Source organism: Kribbella sp. NPDC051936 (assembly GCF_040680955.1).
GTDB lineage: Bacteria > Actinomycetota > Actinomycetes > Propionibacteriales > Kribbellaceae > Kribbella.
This window is the reverse complement of the sequence record NZ_JBFAXS010000005.1, coordinates 337806-352944: the sequence shown is the minus strand read 5'-3', so window position 1 is coordinate 352944 and position 15139 is coordinate 337806. Positions and strand designations below refer to the sequence as shown.

Sequence of the window (15139 nt, the reverse complement as noted above, 5' to 3'; positions counted from 1 at the left end):
CCTAACCGCGGCGGTCCTGGTCGAGGACCTTGTTCACCGCGCGTTCCAGCTTGACCCGGATCTCCTCGTCGGAGAGGTCGTCGCCGACGCGGTCCACGGTGCCGGCGATCGTACGGCCGTGTTCGTACTGCTCGACGACGCGTGGATCGACGTACGACGCTCGCGCCACGGCCGGTGTGTTGCCGAGGTGCTCGGAGACCTCGTCGAGCATCTCCTTCACCGCCGCGTTCAGCGCCTTCTTCGTCGCGGGCGGGTCCGCCTCGGCCAGATCGACCGCGGCGTGCACGGTCGCGGTCCAGGTCCGCAGGTCCTTCACGGTGAAGTCCTCGCCGACCAGTTCACGGAACCGGTCGTTGATCATCCCGGCGTCGATCTCGTGGTACTCGCCGTCCTCGCGGTACACCAGCAGCTGCTTCGCACCGTGCCGGGCGCGTTTCAGCGATCGCACCGCCGCGACCAGGTTGTCGTCGTCGAGCTCGAGCGTCCGCCGCTGCCCGCCCTTCGCGCGGAAGTCGAACACCAGCTTCCCGTGGCTGACCCGGACGTCCTCGCGCAGCAACGTGGCCGCGCCCCGGCTGCCGTACTCCTCGGCGTACTCGGTGTTGCCCGTCCGGAAGACGCCGTAGTCGAGCATGCGCAACGCGACCGCCAGCACCCGCTGCCGCTGCAGGCCCTTCGCGCAGAGGTCCTTGTCCACAGCCTCGCGGAAGGCCGGCAGCTTGCGCGCCAGCTGCCGGACGCGGTCGTGCTTGTCCGCGTCCTGCGCCGTCCGCCAGTCGTCGTGGTAGAGGTATTGCCGCCGCCCGGCCTCGTCGGTCCCGACGGCCTGGATGTGCCCGTTCGGAAAGGGGCAGATCCACACGTCCTCCCAGGCAGGCGGGATCGCCAGCGTCCGGATCCGTTCCACCACGTCCGTGTCGTCGATGACGTTGCCGTCCTCGTCCAGATAACTGAACCCCCGCCCCCGCCGCCGGCGGCTGAATCCCGCTCCGTCCGGACGACTACGCCGCAGCCGCACGATCAGTCCTCGGCCGACTGCTGGAGCTTGGCGTAGATCAGCTGCAGGTAGTCGGCCCCGGCCACCGCGGTCAGCGCGGACGCCGCGATCCGCGTGAAGGGCATCCGCAGCGGGCTGGTGATCGAGTCCTTGCTGATCAGCCGGGCCAGCTTGTGCGTCCCTGCGGTCATCAGGATCAGGTCGTACGGCGAGATTCTCCGGCTGCTCGTACCGCGTAACGCCGCGACCGCGCCCGCGAGACCGGCCAGACCGGCCAGACCGGCGAATACGGTCATCGCGACCACGTACCCGCCGAGCGGTCGGTTGGCGCCTTGGCGGTATTCGTCGGCCGTCTCACGGACCGATTCGGCCAGCTTCCTCATGATGGGATCACCTCGTGTCGTCGTGGACGCGCAGCCAGCGGTAGCCGTGGCCCGTGAGTCGGACGGACCTGCCGGATGCGGGCTCGTACTCGCCGTCGGCGAGCAGATCGGAGCGTGCGGCGTACGGGATGTCGACCTGGAGATCGTCGGGCGACAGGTTCGCGAGCATCAGGACCGGGTCGCCGGGGCGGTGGTGCACGACCCCGAAGACCGAGCGTTGCCGCAGCGACAGTGCTTCGCAGCGGGCCGACGGGCAGTCGCCGAGGTCGCGCCGGGTCCGGGCCAGCTGGGCCACCTTGCTCAGCTGCGAGTCGGGGCGGAGTTCCTGGTCGGCGACGTTGACCCGGGAGTACCCGTACGGCCCACGGTCGACAGCCGCGGGACGGACCGTGTCGGGCGGCGCCTTGCTGAAGCCGCCGTCCGGGTCCGCCGACCACTGCATCGGCGTCCGCACCGCCGCCCGGTCCGGCAACGACAGATCCTCGCCCATCCCGATCTCCTCGCCGTACCGGATGACCGGTGCCCCCGGCAACGACTGGACGATCGCGTGCGCCAGCACGGTCCGGCGGACGTCGCCGAGCATCGGAGCGAGCCGGCGACGGATGCCGCGGCCGAACACGCGCATCTCCGCGGCCGGCGCAAAGGCGGCCATCACCTCGTCGCGCTCGGACGGCGACAGCCGGTCCAGGTCCAGCTCGTCGTGGTTGCGCAGCCAGTTGACGTACGTGCACCCGTTCGGCGGCTTCGGCTGCGCACGTAGCGCGCGGACCAGCGGCTCGGCGTCTCTGCGGGCGAGCGCGAGGAACAGCAGGTTGTTCGTCCAGAAGTCGAGTACTGCGTGCAGGCGGCTCGCGTCGCCGAAGTAGTCGTCGTACTCCTCCGGCGGGGCGTCCACCTCACCCATCAGCGGCGCACCGCCGGCCGCGTCGGCGAGCTCGGTCAGGAACCAGTAGCCGTCGTCACGCTCGTCGGTCAAAGCCGCCTGGCGGACCATGTAGGGCACCGCATCGACCCGGAACCCGTCGACACCGCGATCCAGCCAGAAACGGATGATCCGGGCGATCTCTTCGCGCACAGCCGGGCGGCCGACGTCCAGATCGGCCTGGTGCCGGTAGAACGCATGCCGGTAGTACATCCCGGCATGCTCGTCGTACGCCCAGATCGAATCCTCGACACCCGCAAAGACAGGCTCCGGGACGACGGGGTCGTCGCGCGGCTCCGCTGCCCACACGTAGTAGTCGCGGTACGGCGAATTGGGGTCGTCCCGCGCCGCCCGGAACCACGGGTGCCGCACCGAGGTGTGCTGCATGACCAGCTCGACAAGCACCCGCAGATCGAGCTCGTGACACCGCTCGACGAGTTCCTCGAAGTCCGCCATGGTGCCGAACCGCGACGAGACACCGCAGTGATCCACGATGTCGTACCCGGCATCGAGGTACGGCGACACGTAGAACGGCTGCACCCAGATCGTGTCCGCCCCGACGGCCCGGACATGGTCGAGTTTCCGGACGATCCCCTCGAGATCACCCACGCCGTCCCCGTCGGCGTCGAAGAACGTCGCCGGGTCCAGCTGATAGATCACGCGCCCGTCGAGTCGCATACCCCGCCGGTACCCGTCCACCACGCCCTGAACGCCCCGGTCACGGGTTCAGCAGGACCTTCACCATGTCGTCGGTCTTGTGCTGGAAGGACTCGTACGCCGCCGGGCCGTCCGAGAGGGGCAGGTGGTGGGACGCGAACGTGTCGACGTGCAGCGGATCGTCGTCGGTGAGCAGCGGGAGGATCTGGCTGCTCCAGCGACGCACGTTGGCCTGGCCCATCCGGAGCTGGATCTGCTTGTCGAAGATCGTCAGCATCGGCATCGGGTCGGCCATACCGCCGTACACGCCGACCAGCGAGATCGTGCCGCCGCGCCGGACGATGTCGATCGCCAGCAGCAGCGCGGCCATCTGGTCGACACCCGCCTTCTGCATGACCTTGCGCTGGAGCGCGTCCGGCAACAGGCCCGCCGCCTGCTGGACGGCTCGCGCGACCGGAGAGCCGTGCGCCTCCATCCCGACGGCGTCGATCACCGAGTCCGGGCCGCGGCCGTCGGTCAGGTCGCGGATCGTGTCCGCCACATCGCCCGAGCGGACAAGCGCCTCCACGCCGTACGCCGTCGCGCGTTCCAGCCGCTCGGGCACCAGGTCGACGCCGATCACCCGATGGCCGCGGTGCATCGCGACCCGGCAGGCCATGTCGCCGATCGGTCCCAACCCGAGCACGACGACCGTACCGCCCGGCGGTTCGCCGCACCCATCCCCTGATTACGGACCTGCGTGGTCTCACATTGCGTTTGCAGACCCTGCGCGCACATGAAGCACGAGCCGCAGGCGATCTGGAACGGGACCACGACCCGGTCGCCGGGCTGCAGATTGCCCACCTCGGCCCCGGTCTCCTCCACGATCCCGATCACCTCGTGGCCGAGCACGTCGCCGACGTCCAGGAACGGGCCCATCACCTCGTACAGGTGCAGGTCCGAGCCGCAGATGCCGCTCGAGGTCACCCTCACGATCGCGTCGGTCGGTTCCTCGATCCGGGGATCCGGAACCTCGCCGTACCCGATTGACCGTTTTCCCTGCCAGGTCAGTGCTTTCATGCCTGTTCGGTGCCACACCTGGCCGGCTCGAAAACGGACGCGTAGTGATCGCGAGAGCGGGCACTGGTTGTTCATGGCGCATATTTCGCAGGAACGAAGGGCGCCCCGTTCGGCTCGGGCGCCGCAGCTCAGATATGTACGCAGGGTGGAGTGTGACGCCGACCGCCTCTGGAGCCTCATCACCCGGCCGGAGCTGCTCAGCGGCTGGCTCGGGCAGACCGCGCTGAGCGACACCCAGCGCGGCGGCTTCACGATCGCGACGGGCGCGCATGTCCAGCACACCGGAATCGTGACGACGTGCGCGCCGCCGCACTACTTCCAGGCGGCCTTCAACGATCCGCCGCACCATCCGAGCACGGTGCTCGTGGACGTCGTGCCGGCCGGCGGGTACACCCACCTGATCCTGACCCACGGCGGCATCCACCGGGGCATGCTGCACAGCTACGACGTCCTCTGGACCGAGGCCCTCGACCGCCTGAAACAGGTGGCCGAGGGCTGACGGCTCACGACTTGCCGGGCAGGAACTCCTGCACCTTGGACTTGAACCCTTCCTTGATGACGGCGGCCCGGTCGCTGTCGCCGCGGACGATCGACTCCAGGGCCTTCTCCAGCTGGTCCCAGGTGGCGTGCGGCGGGATCGGCGGCACCGCGGGGTCGGTCCGGAACTCGACCACGCACGGCCGGTCCGACCGCAACGCCTCGTCCCAGGCGGGGCCGACCTCCTCGGGTTTCTCGGCCGTGATCCCGTGCAGGCCGAGCAGCTTCGCGTACCCGGCGTACGGGAACTCCGGCAACTCCTGGGACGGCAGGAACTGCGGCGATCCGCCCATTGCCCGCAGCTCCCAGGTCACCTGATTGAGGTCGTTGTTGTGCAGTACGGCGACCACGAGCCGCGGATCGGCCCAGTCCTGCCAGTACTTCGCGATCGTGATCAGCTCGTTCAGCCCGTTCATCTGCATCGCGCCGTCGCCGACCAGCGCGTAGCACGGCCGGTCCGGAAGCCCGAACTTCGCGCCGAGCACGTACGGCACGCCGGGTCCCATGGTCGCGAGCGTCCCGGACAGCGATCCGCGCATCGTCCCGCGGATCTTGACGTGCCGCGCGTACCAGTTCGCCGCCGACCCCGAGTCGGCCGCCAGGATCGCGTCGGAGGGCAGCCGTGCCGACAGCTCGTGGAACACCAGCTCCGGGTTGATCGGATCCGCCGACGTGTGCGCGCGCCGCTCCATCACCTCCCACCAGCGCGTGACGTTGCTCTCGATCCCCGACCGCCAGGACCGGTCCTCCTTGCGCCGTACCAGTGGGATCAGCGCCCGCAGCGTCCGGGCCGCGTCCCCGACCAGGTTCACCTCGAACGGGTACCGCATCCCGATCATCGTCGGATCGAGATCGATCTGGATCGCCCGCGCCTTCCCGAACTCCGGCAGGAACTGGCTGTACGGGAAGTTCGAACCGATCACCAGCAACGTGTCGCAGTCCGTCATCAGCTCGTACGACGGCCGCGTGCCGAGCAGCCCGATCGAACCGGTCACCCAGGGCAGCTCGTCGGACAGAACATCCTTGCCCAGCAGGGCTTTCGCGACACCGGCCCCGGTCAGCTCCGCGAGCTCCGTCACCTCCGCGGCCCCGCCGCGCGCGCCCTGGCCGACGACGATCGCGACCCGGTCGCCCGCGTTCAGGATCTCCGCCGCCCGGTCGAGCTGCTCCGGGTCCGGGACGGACGCGGACCAGCTCAGGTCCATGCTCGACGGGACCATCTTGAACGCGTGCGACGGCGCCGTGTACTCGAGCTCCTGCAGGTCCGACGGGATGATCAGCGCGGTCACGGTACGGCGCGCCGTGGCGATGCGGATCGCCCGGTCGAGGACGTTCGGCAACTGCTCGGCGACCATCACCGTCTCGCAGTACTCGGCCGCGACATCCTTGAACAGCGTGTGGAGATCGACCTCCTGCTGGTAGCTGCCGCCCATCGCGCTGCGTGCCGTCTGGCCCACGATCGCCACCACCGGGACGTGGTCGAGCTTCGCGTCGTACAACCCGTTCAGCAGGTGGATCGCGCCCGGGCCGCTGGTCGCCGTACACACGCCCACCCGGCCGGTGAACTTGGCGTACCCGACCGCCTCGAACGCGGCCATCTCCTCGTGCCGGGCCTGGATGAACCGCGGCTGGTTCTCCGCCTTCTGCCACGCCGAGAGCAGCCCGTTGATGCCGTCTCCGGCGTACCCGAAGACCTGCTCGACACCCCAGTCCCGCAGTCGCTGGAGTACGTAGTCACCCACTGTCGTGCTCATGTCACTCCTCCTGACGGCACGTCCGCATCCGCCCGCCGGTACCCGGGCCACTTGCGGGCAAACAGCTTTCAGCTCAGGAGGAGTGACCGTGCGTCATGCTCGGTGATCGTGAGTTCGTCGCGGCTGAGGACGGCCAAGGACGCCAGGTGGTCGGTGCGGGTAGCGAGGTCGTGCAGCTGGATGGTGGCGGTGATCTGGTCGCGGCCGGTCCAGTCGACGACGCGAGGCGGTTCGGTCGGGGCGGTCACGGTGATGAGGTTGAGGGGTTGCCGCAGGCCGTCCTCGGTCGCCTTGACGACGGCTTCCTTGCGCGTCCAGTACCTGATGAAATCCGCAGCCGACCGCACCTGACGCTCCTCGGACGGCGTGAGCACCAGCGGGGCCACCGCCGCCTCGACGGCGCGGACCTGCTCGACGTCCAGTCCGAGGGGCGCGACGGTGCCCACGGCAACCCCGATGAGATCGCCCGAGTGCGAGACCGACACCTGCCGGCCGGGCCACGGTCCCGCCACCCGAACCTTGCCGTGCGGCCGTCCACACTCAGGACACGTCCGGTCGAGCTGGATCTCGTCCGGGCGACAACCCATGTCGGCCGCCAGGACCGACCGCGTGACAGCCACACCGATCTGGAAGCGGAGCCGATCGTCCGACAGCCGGTACGCGGCGGCGCGCGTCCGCTCCGCACCGGCGAGCAGGCGAGCCGATGCCGCATCGAGCGCGTCGTCCACCTGCGACAGCCGCACCCACCACACGCGGACGGTCGCCGTACTCATGCGCCTCACTGTAGCGAGGCCAGGTGCCGGTGCCGGGCTCCTACAGATCCCTCGTCATCCGCCGCTCTTGCCGAACACCTCGAGCTCCCACAGCGAGTAGCCGTACGACGTGCCGCGGGCGGTCCCGTACACGCGGAGGTACCGGCCCTGACCGGTCAGGTTCGCCCACTCGTCCGTGCCGCCGTTCCCCGCGGTCTCGGTGGCCAGCCTCGTCCAGCTGGAGCCGTCGGCGGAGATCTCGACCCGGTACGCCTTCGCGTACGCCGCCTCCCAGCTGAGGCGGACCTTGGACACCGTCGCGCCCGCGCCGAGGTCGACCCGGATCCACTGCGGATCGGATCCTTCGGCGCTCGCCCAGCGGGTCGACGTGTTGCCGTCCACGGCCCGGGCGGCGGTCAAGGTCGAGTCCTCGACGGACGACGCCGTCGTCGGGCGGCTCTTCGAGATCAGCCCGTCGGCCGGCCCCGGATCGGTGCCCGGGTCGGGATCGGAGTCGATGCGGAACGGCTCGCCGTACACCGCCCAGCTCAACGGGGTATTCAGGTCGAGGTTGCCGTTGTCGAGGAAGACCCGCTGCGCCGTGTCGACCCGGCTGGTGTCCTCGTGCGCTGCCTCCTTCCTCATCTCCACGACGCGGGCGTCGAGGAAGGCGTTCAGGTACTCGACCTCGTCGCCGCCGTCGGCCGGGGTGTCGGCATGCGCCCTGGCGTCGGCGCGGATGCTCTGCAGGCCTTCCTCGCCGTGCATGACGATCGCGTCGTAGTAGGCGAACTGGCCGAGGGTCCGCAGCCCGTCGCCCTTCGCCTGCGCGACCGCCGGGTCGAAGTAGACCCGGTCGCGCTCGTGTTCCTGCGCGGCCTGGAACTGCGGCGTCGCGGCCGCCTCCTTCCAGGCGTCGGTGAAGCCGGGATCGAGGCCCTCGTGCGAGTCGCTGCCGTCGACCTCCCGGAGCGCGGGCAGGTACCCGGCGAGCGGGTTGTCCGGAACCTGATCGGTGTAGTACTCGACGAGCTCGAGCATGTCGTGCGTTCCCGAGCAGAACCCGATGATGCCGGCCGTGTAGCCGCGGCCGTCGTCGATGTCCTCGATGTAGCCGAACTGGTCCCGCCAGTTCAGCGACGAGTTCTCCGCCGAGGACACGATCTGCTGGGCGATCTCCTTCTTCACCGGGTCGTCCAGGTCCCCCGCCTCGGCCGCATGACCGGTCCCGAGGAACACGGTGGCCGGCACGGCGGCCAGTATCAGTGCCGCGGACCATCTCGAGAACCACTTCACCGCGCGTTGACGCATGCTCTTCTCCTTCTTCCGGGTGGGCTGAGCCCAGTCAGGGAGGTGCGCTCAAACTGTTAGGAAAGTTTCCTAATCGTGCATTGATAGCGCGCCGACCAGCCCTCCCGCAAGAGGAAGAACAGCACTTTACGACAAAATCGTCACCAAAAACTACAAATCCGCCGCATACGCCTCGAACTCGTACAGCGAGTAGCCGTACTGCGTGGCCCGGTCGACGCCCTGGAGACGCACATAGCGGGCGCTCGCGTCGAGCCAGACCGTGTCGGTTCCGCCGTCGCCGTCAGTCACCTCGGCCGCGGTCGTCCACGTGCTCGCGTCGTCCGAGACCTGGATCCGGTACGCCGTGCCGTACGCCGCCTCCCAGCGCAGCACGAGCTTGCCGATCCGCGTCGTCGTCTCGAGGTCGACCTGGAACCACGAGGCGTCGTCGTAGCCGGACGCCCAGCGCGTGGCGGCGTCGCCGTCGACGGCGAGGTCCGCCGTGAACGACGTACCGGGCTCGATGCTTGAGGCAACGACCGGGCGATGCAGCGCAACGTTGACACTGCCGGTGCGCGGCCGCACCGCGACGCGCAGGACGGCCTCGAAGGTCGTCGTACCGACGGTGAACCGCACCGGGATGTCGACGTCGGCGAGGGCTGCGTCCGCGGGCGGGGTCAGCTTCACTGTCACGGACCGGGTGAAGCCGCGCTTGACCGCGACCGCCGTACTGGCCGGGTCGACGGTCCAGCCGGCCGGCGCGGCGACGGTGAGGGTGCCGCTCACATCGACGCCGCGACCGGCCGAGATGTCCACCGCCAAGCCCGACACCTCACCGCGGATCACGTCGGCCCGGTGCTCGTCGACACGCACCGCGGCGAGCGGAGTGTCCGCCCACAGCGGCACGATTTCGGCCACGGCCGGCGGTCCGCTCTTCCAGACCAGGCGCACCGCCTCGGCTGTCAGGTCGTTCACCGGCACCTCGGCGTACGCCGAGGCGACGGAACCGACCTTCTGCCAGGCGCCGCCGACCTGGACCTCGACGTCCGCGGACCCGACGGCCGACGACCGCTGGAGAACGGTGAGACCCGCCAGTTCCCGGGGAGCCGACAGGCCGACAGTCAGCGCATCACCGGCCGCGGGCGCTGCGACCGGCACGTACGCAGTCTCCAGATTCCCGTCCACCGCGGACCGGTACGACGAGCCCGGCGCGGGGGCCGGCGTACCAGCGGCGGTCAGCGTCGTCTGCCGTCCACCGATCGTCTCGACCGAGAACTCGCGCACCACCAGCCAGAAGTCGCTCGCCGACAACGATCGGTAGCGGACGTAGCGTGCTGTTGTCCCGGCCGGGGCCGTGGTTCGTACTTCGGCCGTCGTCGCGCGGGTCAACTCCGTCCACCGCGTGCCGTCGAGCGAGTACTCCAACGCTCCCGAGTGGATGTAGTCGTTGGGACTCGACGATTTGCCCATCAGGAGCGCGATCGCGCCGATCGTCGCGGGCGCGCCCAGGTCGACGCGGATCTCGGAGCCCGGAGCCGGGGCGCCGCTGCTCCAGAAGAACGTGTTCAGGTCTCCGTCGACCATCCGGGCCGGCACGTTGTCCTGGTACGTGCCCAGGTTCGTGGTCGCCGTCCGGCCGGGCTGTACGCCGAGCCAGCGGTCGTGGACCCGGCCGGTCTCGGCGATCAACTCGTCGACCACCCGCTCGCCGATCCGCGGATAGGTGCCGCTGTGCGGGAGGCGGCTGTCGCGGATCGCCTTCGCCTCGGTGACGAGACCGCTCAGCTGCTGCCGCGCTGTCCACGCCGCCGCCCCGTCGCCGGCGTCGAGCGCCGCGAGCAGACCGAGTGCGCGCTGCATCGCCTGTCCCCACAGTTCCGTTGCCTTCAGCCACGATTCGGCCTCGGCGGCGAACGCCGGGTCGGCGACACCGGACCTGATCCTGGCCGGAGCCGCGACGACGGCGTCCACCTTCGGTCGGAGTGCGGCGATCGCCTGGGCCCGCTGCCCGGACCGCCACAGCTGCCAGAACTGCTCGACCGCGGCACCGAACACCGGCGCACTCTCCGGGTGCAGCGTGCCGTCGTAGGTGTTGAGGTCGGCGAACACCTGCAGCGCGGCGATCGTCGCCGGGTCGTTGTCCGCGCGCTCGGCCAGGGCGCGGCGGTGCGACGCCTGCTCGTCGTACGTCGCCGGGTTCCAGCCGAGCTCGGCGAACGAGTACAGCGCGATCTTGCTCACCGCGGCCTGGTTCATCGGATTCGAGATGACGCCCGCGACGTGATCGGCGATGGCCGGCTCCCGGCCGCTGTACGGCGCCAGCAGCAGCCGCCCGGCGGCGTAGTCGTTGACCGGGTAGTTGTCCCAGATCAGGATGTCGTGGCCGAACACCGCCTTCGCCTGGGCCGCCTGCGCCGCCGTGATCGTCCGCGGCACCACGCCGATGCCGGTCCAGTGCACGACGACGTCGGTGTCGAGCTGCTCCCGCAACGCCTTCTTGTACGGCGTTTCGCTGACGTTGTAGTACTCGGTCGGAACCATCTGCAACGGCGCGACGTCCGGCTTGGTCTCCACCCATTCGCGCTGCACCCGGTTCAGCAGCTCGCTCTGCGCCCGGCCCGCGGCGCCGCCCCCGGTGCCGTACTTCGCCTTGTCCGCGTCGCAGTGCCAGGTGCTGTAGTCGATGTCGTCGAGCGGCACGTTGAACGACCTCGCGCCCACGTCGTACAGCGCCTGGAACTTCGCGATCAGCGCCTGGAAGTCGGCGTCCGAGGTGTAGCAGATCGACAGGCCCGGCGAGAGCGCGAAGGTGAAGTCGACCTTGTTCTGCCGCGCGCGGGTGACGAGCTCGGCGAGCTGCGCGAGCTTGTCCGCCGGGTACGGGTCGCGCCACTGCTCCCGGTGGTACGGATCGTCCTTCGGTGCGTACTCGTAGGTGTTCATGCGATGCTCACCGAGGTAGCTGAGCTCGTCCAGGCGGTCCGCGTGCGACCAGGGCGTGCCGTAGAAGCCTTCGATCGCGCCGCGGTAGCGCATCGTCGGCCAGTCCCGGATCGCCACGCCGGGCATCCAGTCGGCGCCGGGACGGGCCTGGATCAGCTGGGCGAGGGACTGGGCGGCGTAGTACGTGCCGTCGCCGTCGACGCCGTCGAGCACGACATGCCCGCGGTCGTTCCCGTCGCGGCCGGCCGCGAGCACATACCCCTCGACGGGCAGTCCGGTGCTGTCCGGCACGCGCAGGGCGCTGAGCACCGACGCGTCCCGGCCCAGCCAGATCGTCACCGGCGTCCGCGGATCGGCGCCGTCCGTGGTCCGGACAGTCGTCACACCGGCCCGGCTCAGGGCCTGGCGGACGACGCGCTCGGCATCGGCGTCGGTCCGCGCGGTGCGGACCAGACCGACCACCGGAGTGATCGGAAACCCGTCGGCGCGCGGCACGACCTGTTGCGGCTGCGGAGAAACCACAGGAACCGCGGCCGTGGCCGCACCGGCGGGCTGCGGCACGAGCACGAGTGGGACAACCAGAGCGAACACACTGACGGCAGACCGGAGCAGGCGCATGAGTCTCCTCGGGCAGGCGGGCCTCTAGTTAGCCAGTGCGCAGAACTGCTCGTCAAGGGTTCAACCTAGTCACCTTCAGGCAGTACGCGATGGATCACCAGACAGGGCCTAAGCTGGCTCGATCATGGGGCCCTCGGACGGTGGCGACCAGTCTCGCCTGCGGCAGTTGAACGAGCGGGCGGTGCTGGCGTCGGTGCGGGGTGCCGGGGAGTTGCGGGTCGCTCAGATCGTGGAGCGCAGCGGGCTCGGCCGGACCGCGGTCGAAGAGGTGCTGGCAAGCCTCGTGGCGCGGCAGTGGCTGGTCGAGGAGAGTCCGGCGATCCGCGGTCGCGGCCGGCCGGCGCGCAGCTACCGGTTCCGCGCGGAGGCCGGGTACGTCGCCGGCCTCGACATCGGCGCGTTCTCGATCCGTGCGGTGCTGACCGATCTCGACGGACGGATGCTCGCGGACGTACGGCGTTCCGTCACGCCGCAGACACCACGGAAGAAACGCTTGGCCACTGCCGACCAGGTAATCGCCGACTGCGCGCGCGAAGCCGGAGTACCGGTCTCGCGGGTGTGGGCGGTCGGCGTCGGCACCACCGGCCTGGTGGACCCGGCCGGCACCGTCGTCCGGGCCAACGCGATCCCGGACTGGGCCGGCACCGACCTCGCCGGCCACTTCCCGGCGCAACTCGTTGTCGTCGACAACGACAGCCAGCTCGCGGCGCTGGCCGAGCTGCGTCGCGGCGGCGCGCAGCACGCGTCGGACATGGTGTTCCTGCACGCAGGACGCCGCACCGGCTTGGCGCTGGTGCTCGACGGGCAGCTGCGACGCGGTGCGTACGGCGCAGCAGCCGACATGTCCGCGCTGCGCGGCGTCGCCTGGGAGGCCGCGCTCGAGCACCTGCACACCGTCGTACCGGCGGAAATTCCCACGGTGGACAAGGCCGAGCGCGCGTTCGCCGCCGCCCGCGACGGGAACAGCGCCGCGCGGGCGGCCGTCCGGAAGTACGCCCGCGCGATGGCGGTGGCCGCCGCGACGGCGATCGCGATCGTCGACCCGCGGCTGCTCGTGCTCGGCGGGGCGTTCTCGCAGGCGGCCGACGTCCTCATGGAGCCGCTCACCGCCGAGCTCGAGCGGATCTGTCCACGGGTCCCCGAGCTGCACGCGTCGTCGCTCGGCGCGCTGTGCGTCGCGCTCGGCGCCGCCAGCCTCGCGCAGGACGCGATCGACGCCCGGCTGCTGGCTGCCGGCCGCGGCCCGCTCCCCCGGTTGTCCGCGCGCAGCATCTGACGAGCACGTTGGCCGATTGTTCATCGGGCCGTTGACGCATGTCCGGTCCGGCAGCTAATAATGTCGCAAACAGGCGATAATTGCGCACTAACGCGCACCCTCCCGCCAGGAAGCAGGTTTGCCGTGAACAGTCGGATCCGCCGCCGGACGTTCCTCACCGCCACCGGCGCGATCGCCACCGCCACCGCGGTCGGTGACGTCGCCTACGCCACGCCGCACGCGCTCGACGACACCTCGGAGTACGTCGACGTGCAACTGCTGAACATCACCGACTTCCACGGCTACCTGCAGCCGACGACGCCCAGCCAGGGCAGCGTGATCACCGGTGCCGGCGGCGTCCAGGTCACCGTCGGCGGCGCCGGGTACCTGGCGACGCACCTGAAGCGGCTCCGCGAGGGCCAACCGAACTCGATCTTCTTCTCCTCCGGCGACAACTTCAACGGCTGGCCGTTCGAGGTCGACGCGCACGCGAACGAGCCGACCATCGAGGCGCTGAACGCGATGGGCCTGCAGTTCAGCACCGTCGGCAACCACGAACTCGACCACTCGGTCGAGTTCCTCGTCGACCACATGGAGCGCGGCAAGCCGTACCCGGTCAGCGGGCGCGACGACAACTTCGTCGACTCGACCGGGCAGCGCTTCCAGGGCGCGAACTTCCGCTTCTACACCGCGAACATCGTGCATGCGGACACCGGCAAGACGATCGTGCCGCCGTACAACATCGAGTGGGTCGACGCGGGGCACGGCCGGAAGCTGCCGATCGCGTTCATCCACCTGACCCTGGTGGGCAGCGAGGTCGGCTCCACGTCGTACCAGCCCGGGCTGCGGTCACTGTCCGACCTCGAGCAGGCGAACAAGCTGGCCGCCCAGCTCAAGAAGCGCGGGGTCAACGCGATCGTCATCAACATCCACGACGGCGGCGTCGCCGGCAACGACTACAACGCGGGCACGAACCCGTCGGGGCCGGTGTTCCAGCTCGCCGCGAACGCGTCGCCGGACATCTGCGCGATCGTCACCGGCCACTGGCACTGCCGGTTCAACATGATGGTCCCGGACCCGAACGGCGTACCGCGGCCGGTGGTCGAGGCCGGCAACCACGGGTCGCTGATCAACGAGATCAACCTGAAGCTGGACCCGCGCACCGGCGAGGTGATCCGCGAGCTCACCCGCTCGACGAATCACGCGAACTCCCGCGACGTACCGCTCGACGAGGAACTGCAGTACATCGCCGACTACTGGACCGCCCAGGGCAAGAAGCGGTACGCGACGCCGCTGGCCCGGGTCACCGCCGACTTCACCCGGACGCCGAACACGTCGGGCGAGAGCACGATGGGCAACCTGGCCGCAGACTTCGCCTACTGGGACGCGAACCAGCACCGCGACGGCTGCGCCGACCTGGCCCTGATCTCGGTCAAGCCGGTCTCGGGGTCGAACGCGCTGACCGGCGACCTGCTCTTCGCCAAGGGCAGCAACGCGTCCGACGTGGACGGCACGGTGCTGTTCGGCGAGGCCTGGGGCGCCTTCGGGTACGGCAACCCGATCCTGACCGTGACACTGCCTGGCACCCAACTGCACGCCGCCTTCGAGGCCCAGTGGGTGCCGCAGGCCGACGGGACCGAGAAGTTCGCGCCGTTCGCGGTGTCGCACAACGTCAGCTACAGCTACGACAAGACCAAGCCGATCGGTCAGCGCGTCGACCCCGCGACCGTCCTGATCGACGGGACGCCGCTCGATCTGAACCGCGACTACCGGGTCGCCGCCTTGGCCTACACGCTGATCGGCGGCGACGGGACCACGGTCTTCAAGGGCTTCACCGACCCGGTCCGCAACGACCGCGACCACGAAGGCTTCATCTCCTTCCTTCGCGCCCACCCGGTGCTGACGCCCGCACCGCTCGGCCGCGCGGTTCCGGTGAGCTAGGCTGCTGTCCGAGATGATCTGAAACTCGGAT

Annotated in this window: 12 protein-coding genes; 3 read left to right on the top strand and 9 right to left on the bottom strand. The window is 69.9% G+C overall.

The genetic code is table 11. The annotated features are described in order from the left end of the window. Position 1: 1 nt before the first annotated feature. From AB0L64_RS19325 to AB0L64_RS19305, 5 genes are read right to left on the bottom strand one after another with little or no spacing between them, the layout of a single operon-like run. On the bottom strand, positions 2–1018 hold the full coding sequence (locus tag AB0L64_RS19325) for a DNA topoisomerase IB (RefSeq protein WP_363711757.1): 1017 nt from the start codon (positions 1016–1018) through the stop codon (positions 2–4). Between the two features lie 2 nt (positions 1019–1020). After that, positions 1021–1380 (bottom strand): DUF1360 domain-containing protein, encoded by a 360-nt coding sequence (locus AB0L64_RS19320; protein ID WP_363711755.1) that lies wholly within the window; start codon positions 1378–1380, stop codon positions 1021–1023. Positions 1381–1387: 7 nt separating this feature from the next. Beyond that, positions 1388–2980: an alpha-amylase family protein gene (locus AB0L64_RS19315; protein WP_363711753.1), complete on the bottom strand. Its 1593-nt coding sequence runs from the start codon at positions 2978–2980 to the stop codon at positions 1388–1390. A gap of 40 nt (positions 2981–3020) precedes the next feature. Beyond that, positions 3021–3644 carry a zinc-binding dehydrogenase gene (locus tag AB0L64_RS19310; protein WP_363711751.1) on the bottom strand — a complete coding sequence of 208 codons (624 nt, stop codon included), beginning with the start codon at positions 3642–3644 and terminating at the stop codon, positions 3021–3023. Beyond that, the gene (locus tag AB0L64_RS19305) at positions 3578–4018 is read right to left on the bottom strand and encodes an alcohol dehydrogenase catalytic domain-containing protein (RefSeq protein ID WP_363711749.1); all 441 of its coding nucleotides are present in this window, start codon (positions 4016–4018) and stop codon (positions 3578–3580) included. Before AB0L64_RS19305 ends, AB0L64_RS19310 begins: the two co-directional genes overlap by 67 nt. A gap of 145 nt (positions 4019–4163) precedes the next feature. Here AB0L64_RS19305 and AB0L64_RS19300 point away from each other — a divergent pair, with 145 nt between their 5' ends. Beyond that, positions 4164–4517 carry an SRPBCC domain-containing protein gene (locus AB0L64_RS19300; RefSeq protein ID WP_363711747.1) on the top strand — a complete coding sequence of 118 codons (354 nt, stop codon included), beginning with the start codon at positions 4164–4166 and terminating at the stop codon, positions 4515–4517. A 4-nt stretch (positions 4518–4521) separates the two neighbouring features. On the opposite strand, the gene AB0L64_RS19295 is transcribed toward AB0L64_RS19300, so the two are convergent. The 4 genes from AB0L64_RS19295 to AB0L64_RS19280 form a co-directional block, all read right to left on the bottom strand. Then, positions 4522–6309, bottom strand: a complete 1788-nt coding sequence (locus AB0L64_RS19295; RefSeq protein WP_363711745.1) for a thiamine pyrophosphate-requiring protein — start codon at positions 6307–6309, stop codon at positions 4522–4524. 68 nt (positions 6310–6377) lie between these two features. Further along, positions 6378–7082 (bottom strand): 4'-phosphopantetheinyl transferase superfamily protein, encoded by a 705-nt coding sequence (locus AB0L64_RS19290; protein WP_363711743.1) that lies wholly within the window; start codon positions 7080–7082, stop codon positions 6378–6380. A gap of 54 nt (positions 7083–7136) precedes the next feature. Continuing rightward, a complete protein-coding gene (locus AB0L64_RS19285; protein ID WP_363711741.1) occupies positions 7137–8372 on the bottom strand; it encodes a chitosanase in 1236 nt (411 codons plus the stop codon). Between the two features lie 150 nt (positions 8373–8522). Then, positions 8523–11912: a beta-N-acetylglucosaminidase domain-containing protein gene (locus AB0L64_RS19280; RefSeq protein WP_363711739.1), complete on the bottom strand. Its 3390-nt coding sequence runs from the start codon at positions 11910–11912 to the stop codon at positions 8523–8525. A gap of 124 nt (positions 11913–12036) precedes the next feature. Between AB0L64_RS19280 and AB0L64_RS19275 the strand changes: the two genes are divergently transcribed. Together AB0L64_RS19275 and AB0L64_RS19270 are read left to right on the top strand one after the other, a co-directional pair. Beyond that, positions 12037–13188 (top strand): ROK family protein, encoded by a 1152-nt coding sequence (locus AB0L64_RS19275; protein WP_363711737.1) that lies wholly within the window; start codon positions 12037–12039, stop codon positions 13186–13188. A gap of 123 nt (positions 13189–13311) precedes the next feature. Beyond that, positions 13312–15108: a bifunctional metallophosphatase/5'-nucleotidase gene (locus AB0L64_RS19270; protein ID WP_363711735.1), complete on the top strand. Its 1797-nt coding sequence runs from the start codon at positions 13312–13314 to the stop codon at positions 15106–15108. Positions 15109–15139 lie beyond the last annotated feature (31 nt).

What these genes read in the sequence shown, in the direction of transcription:
- AB0L64_RS19295 (WP_363711745.1), bottom strand. Translation starts at nt 6,309, where the DNA reads ATGAGCACGACAGTGGGTGACTACGTACTCCAGCGACTGCGGGACTGG.
- AB0L64_RS19290 (WP_363711743.1), bottom strand. Translation starts at nt 7,082, where the DNA reads ATGAGTACGGCGACCGTCCGCGTGTGGTGGGTGCGGCTGTCGCAGGTG.
- AB0L64_RS19275 (WP_363711737.1), top strand. Translation starts at nt 12,037, where the DNA reads ATGGGGCCCTCGGACGGTGGCGACCAGTCTCGCCTGCGGCAGTTGAAC.
- AB0L64_RS19320 (WP_363711755.1), bottom strand. Translation starts at nt 1,380, where the DNA reads ATGAGGAAGCTGGCCGAATCGGTCCGTGAGACGGCCGACGAATACCGC.
- AB0L64_RS19285 (WP_363711741.1), bottom strand. Translation starts at nt 8,372, where the DNA reads ATGCGTCAACGCGCGGTGAAGTGGTTCTCGAGATGGTCCGCGGCACTG.
- AB0L64_RS19280 (WP_363711739.1), bottom strand. Translation starts at nt 11,912, where the DNA reads ATGCGCCTGCTCCGGTCTGCCGTCAGTGTGTTCGCTCTGGTTGTCCCA.
- AB0L64_RS19315 (WP_363711753.1), bottom strand. Translation starts at nt 2,980, where the DNA reads ATGCGACTCGACGGGCGCGTGATCTATCAGCTGGACCCGGCGACGTTC.
- AB0L64_RS19305 (WP_363711749.1), bottom strand. Translation starts at nt 4,018, where the DNA reads ATGAAAGCACTGACCTGGCAGGGAAAACGGTCAATCGGGTACGGCGAG.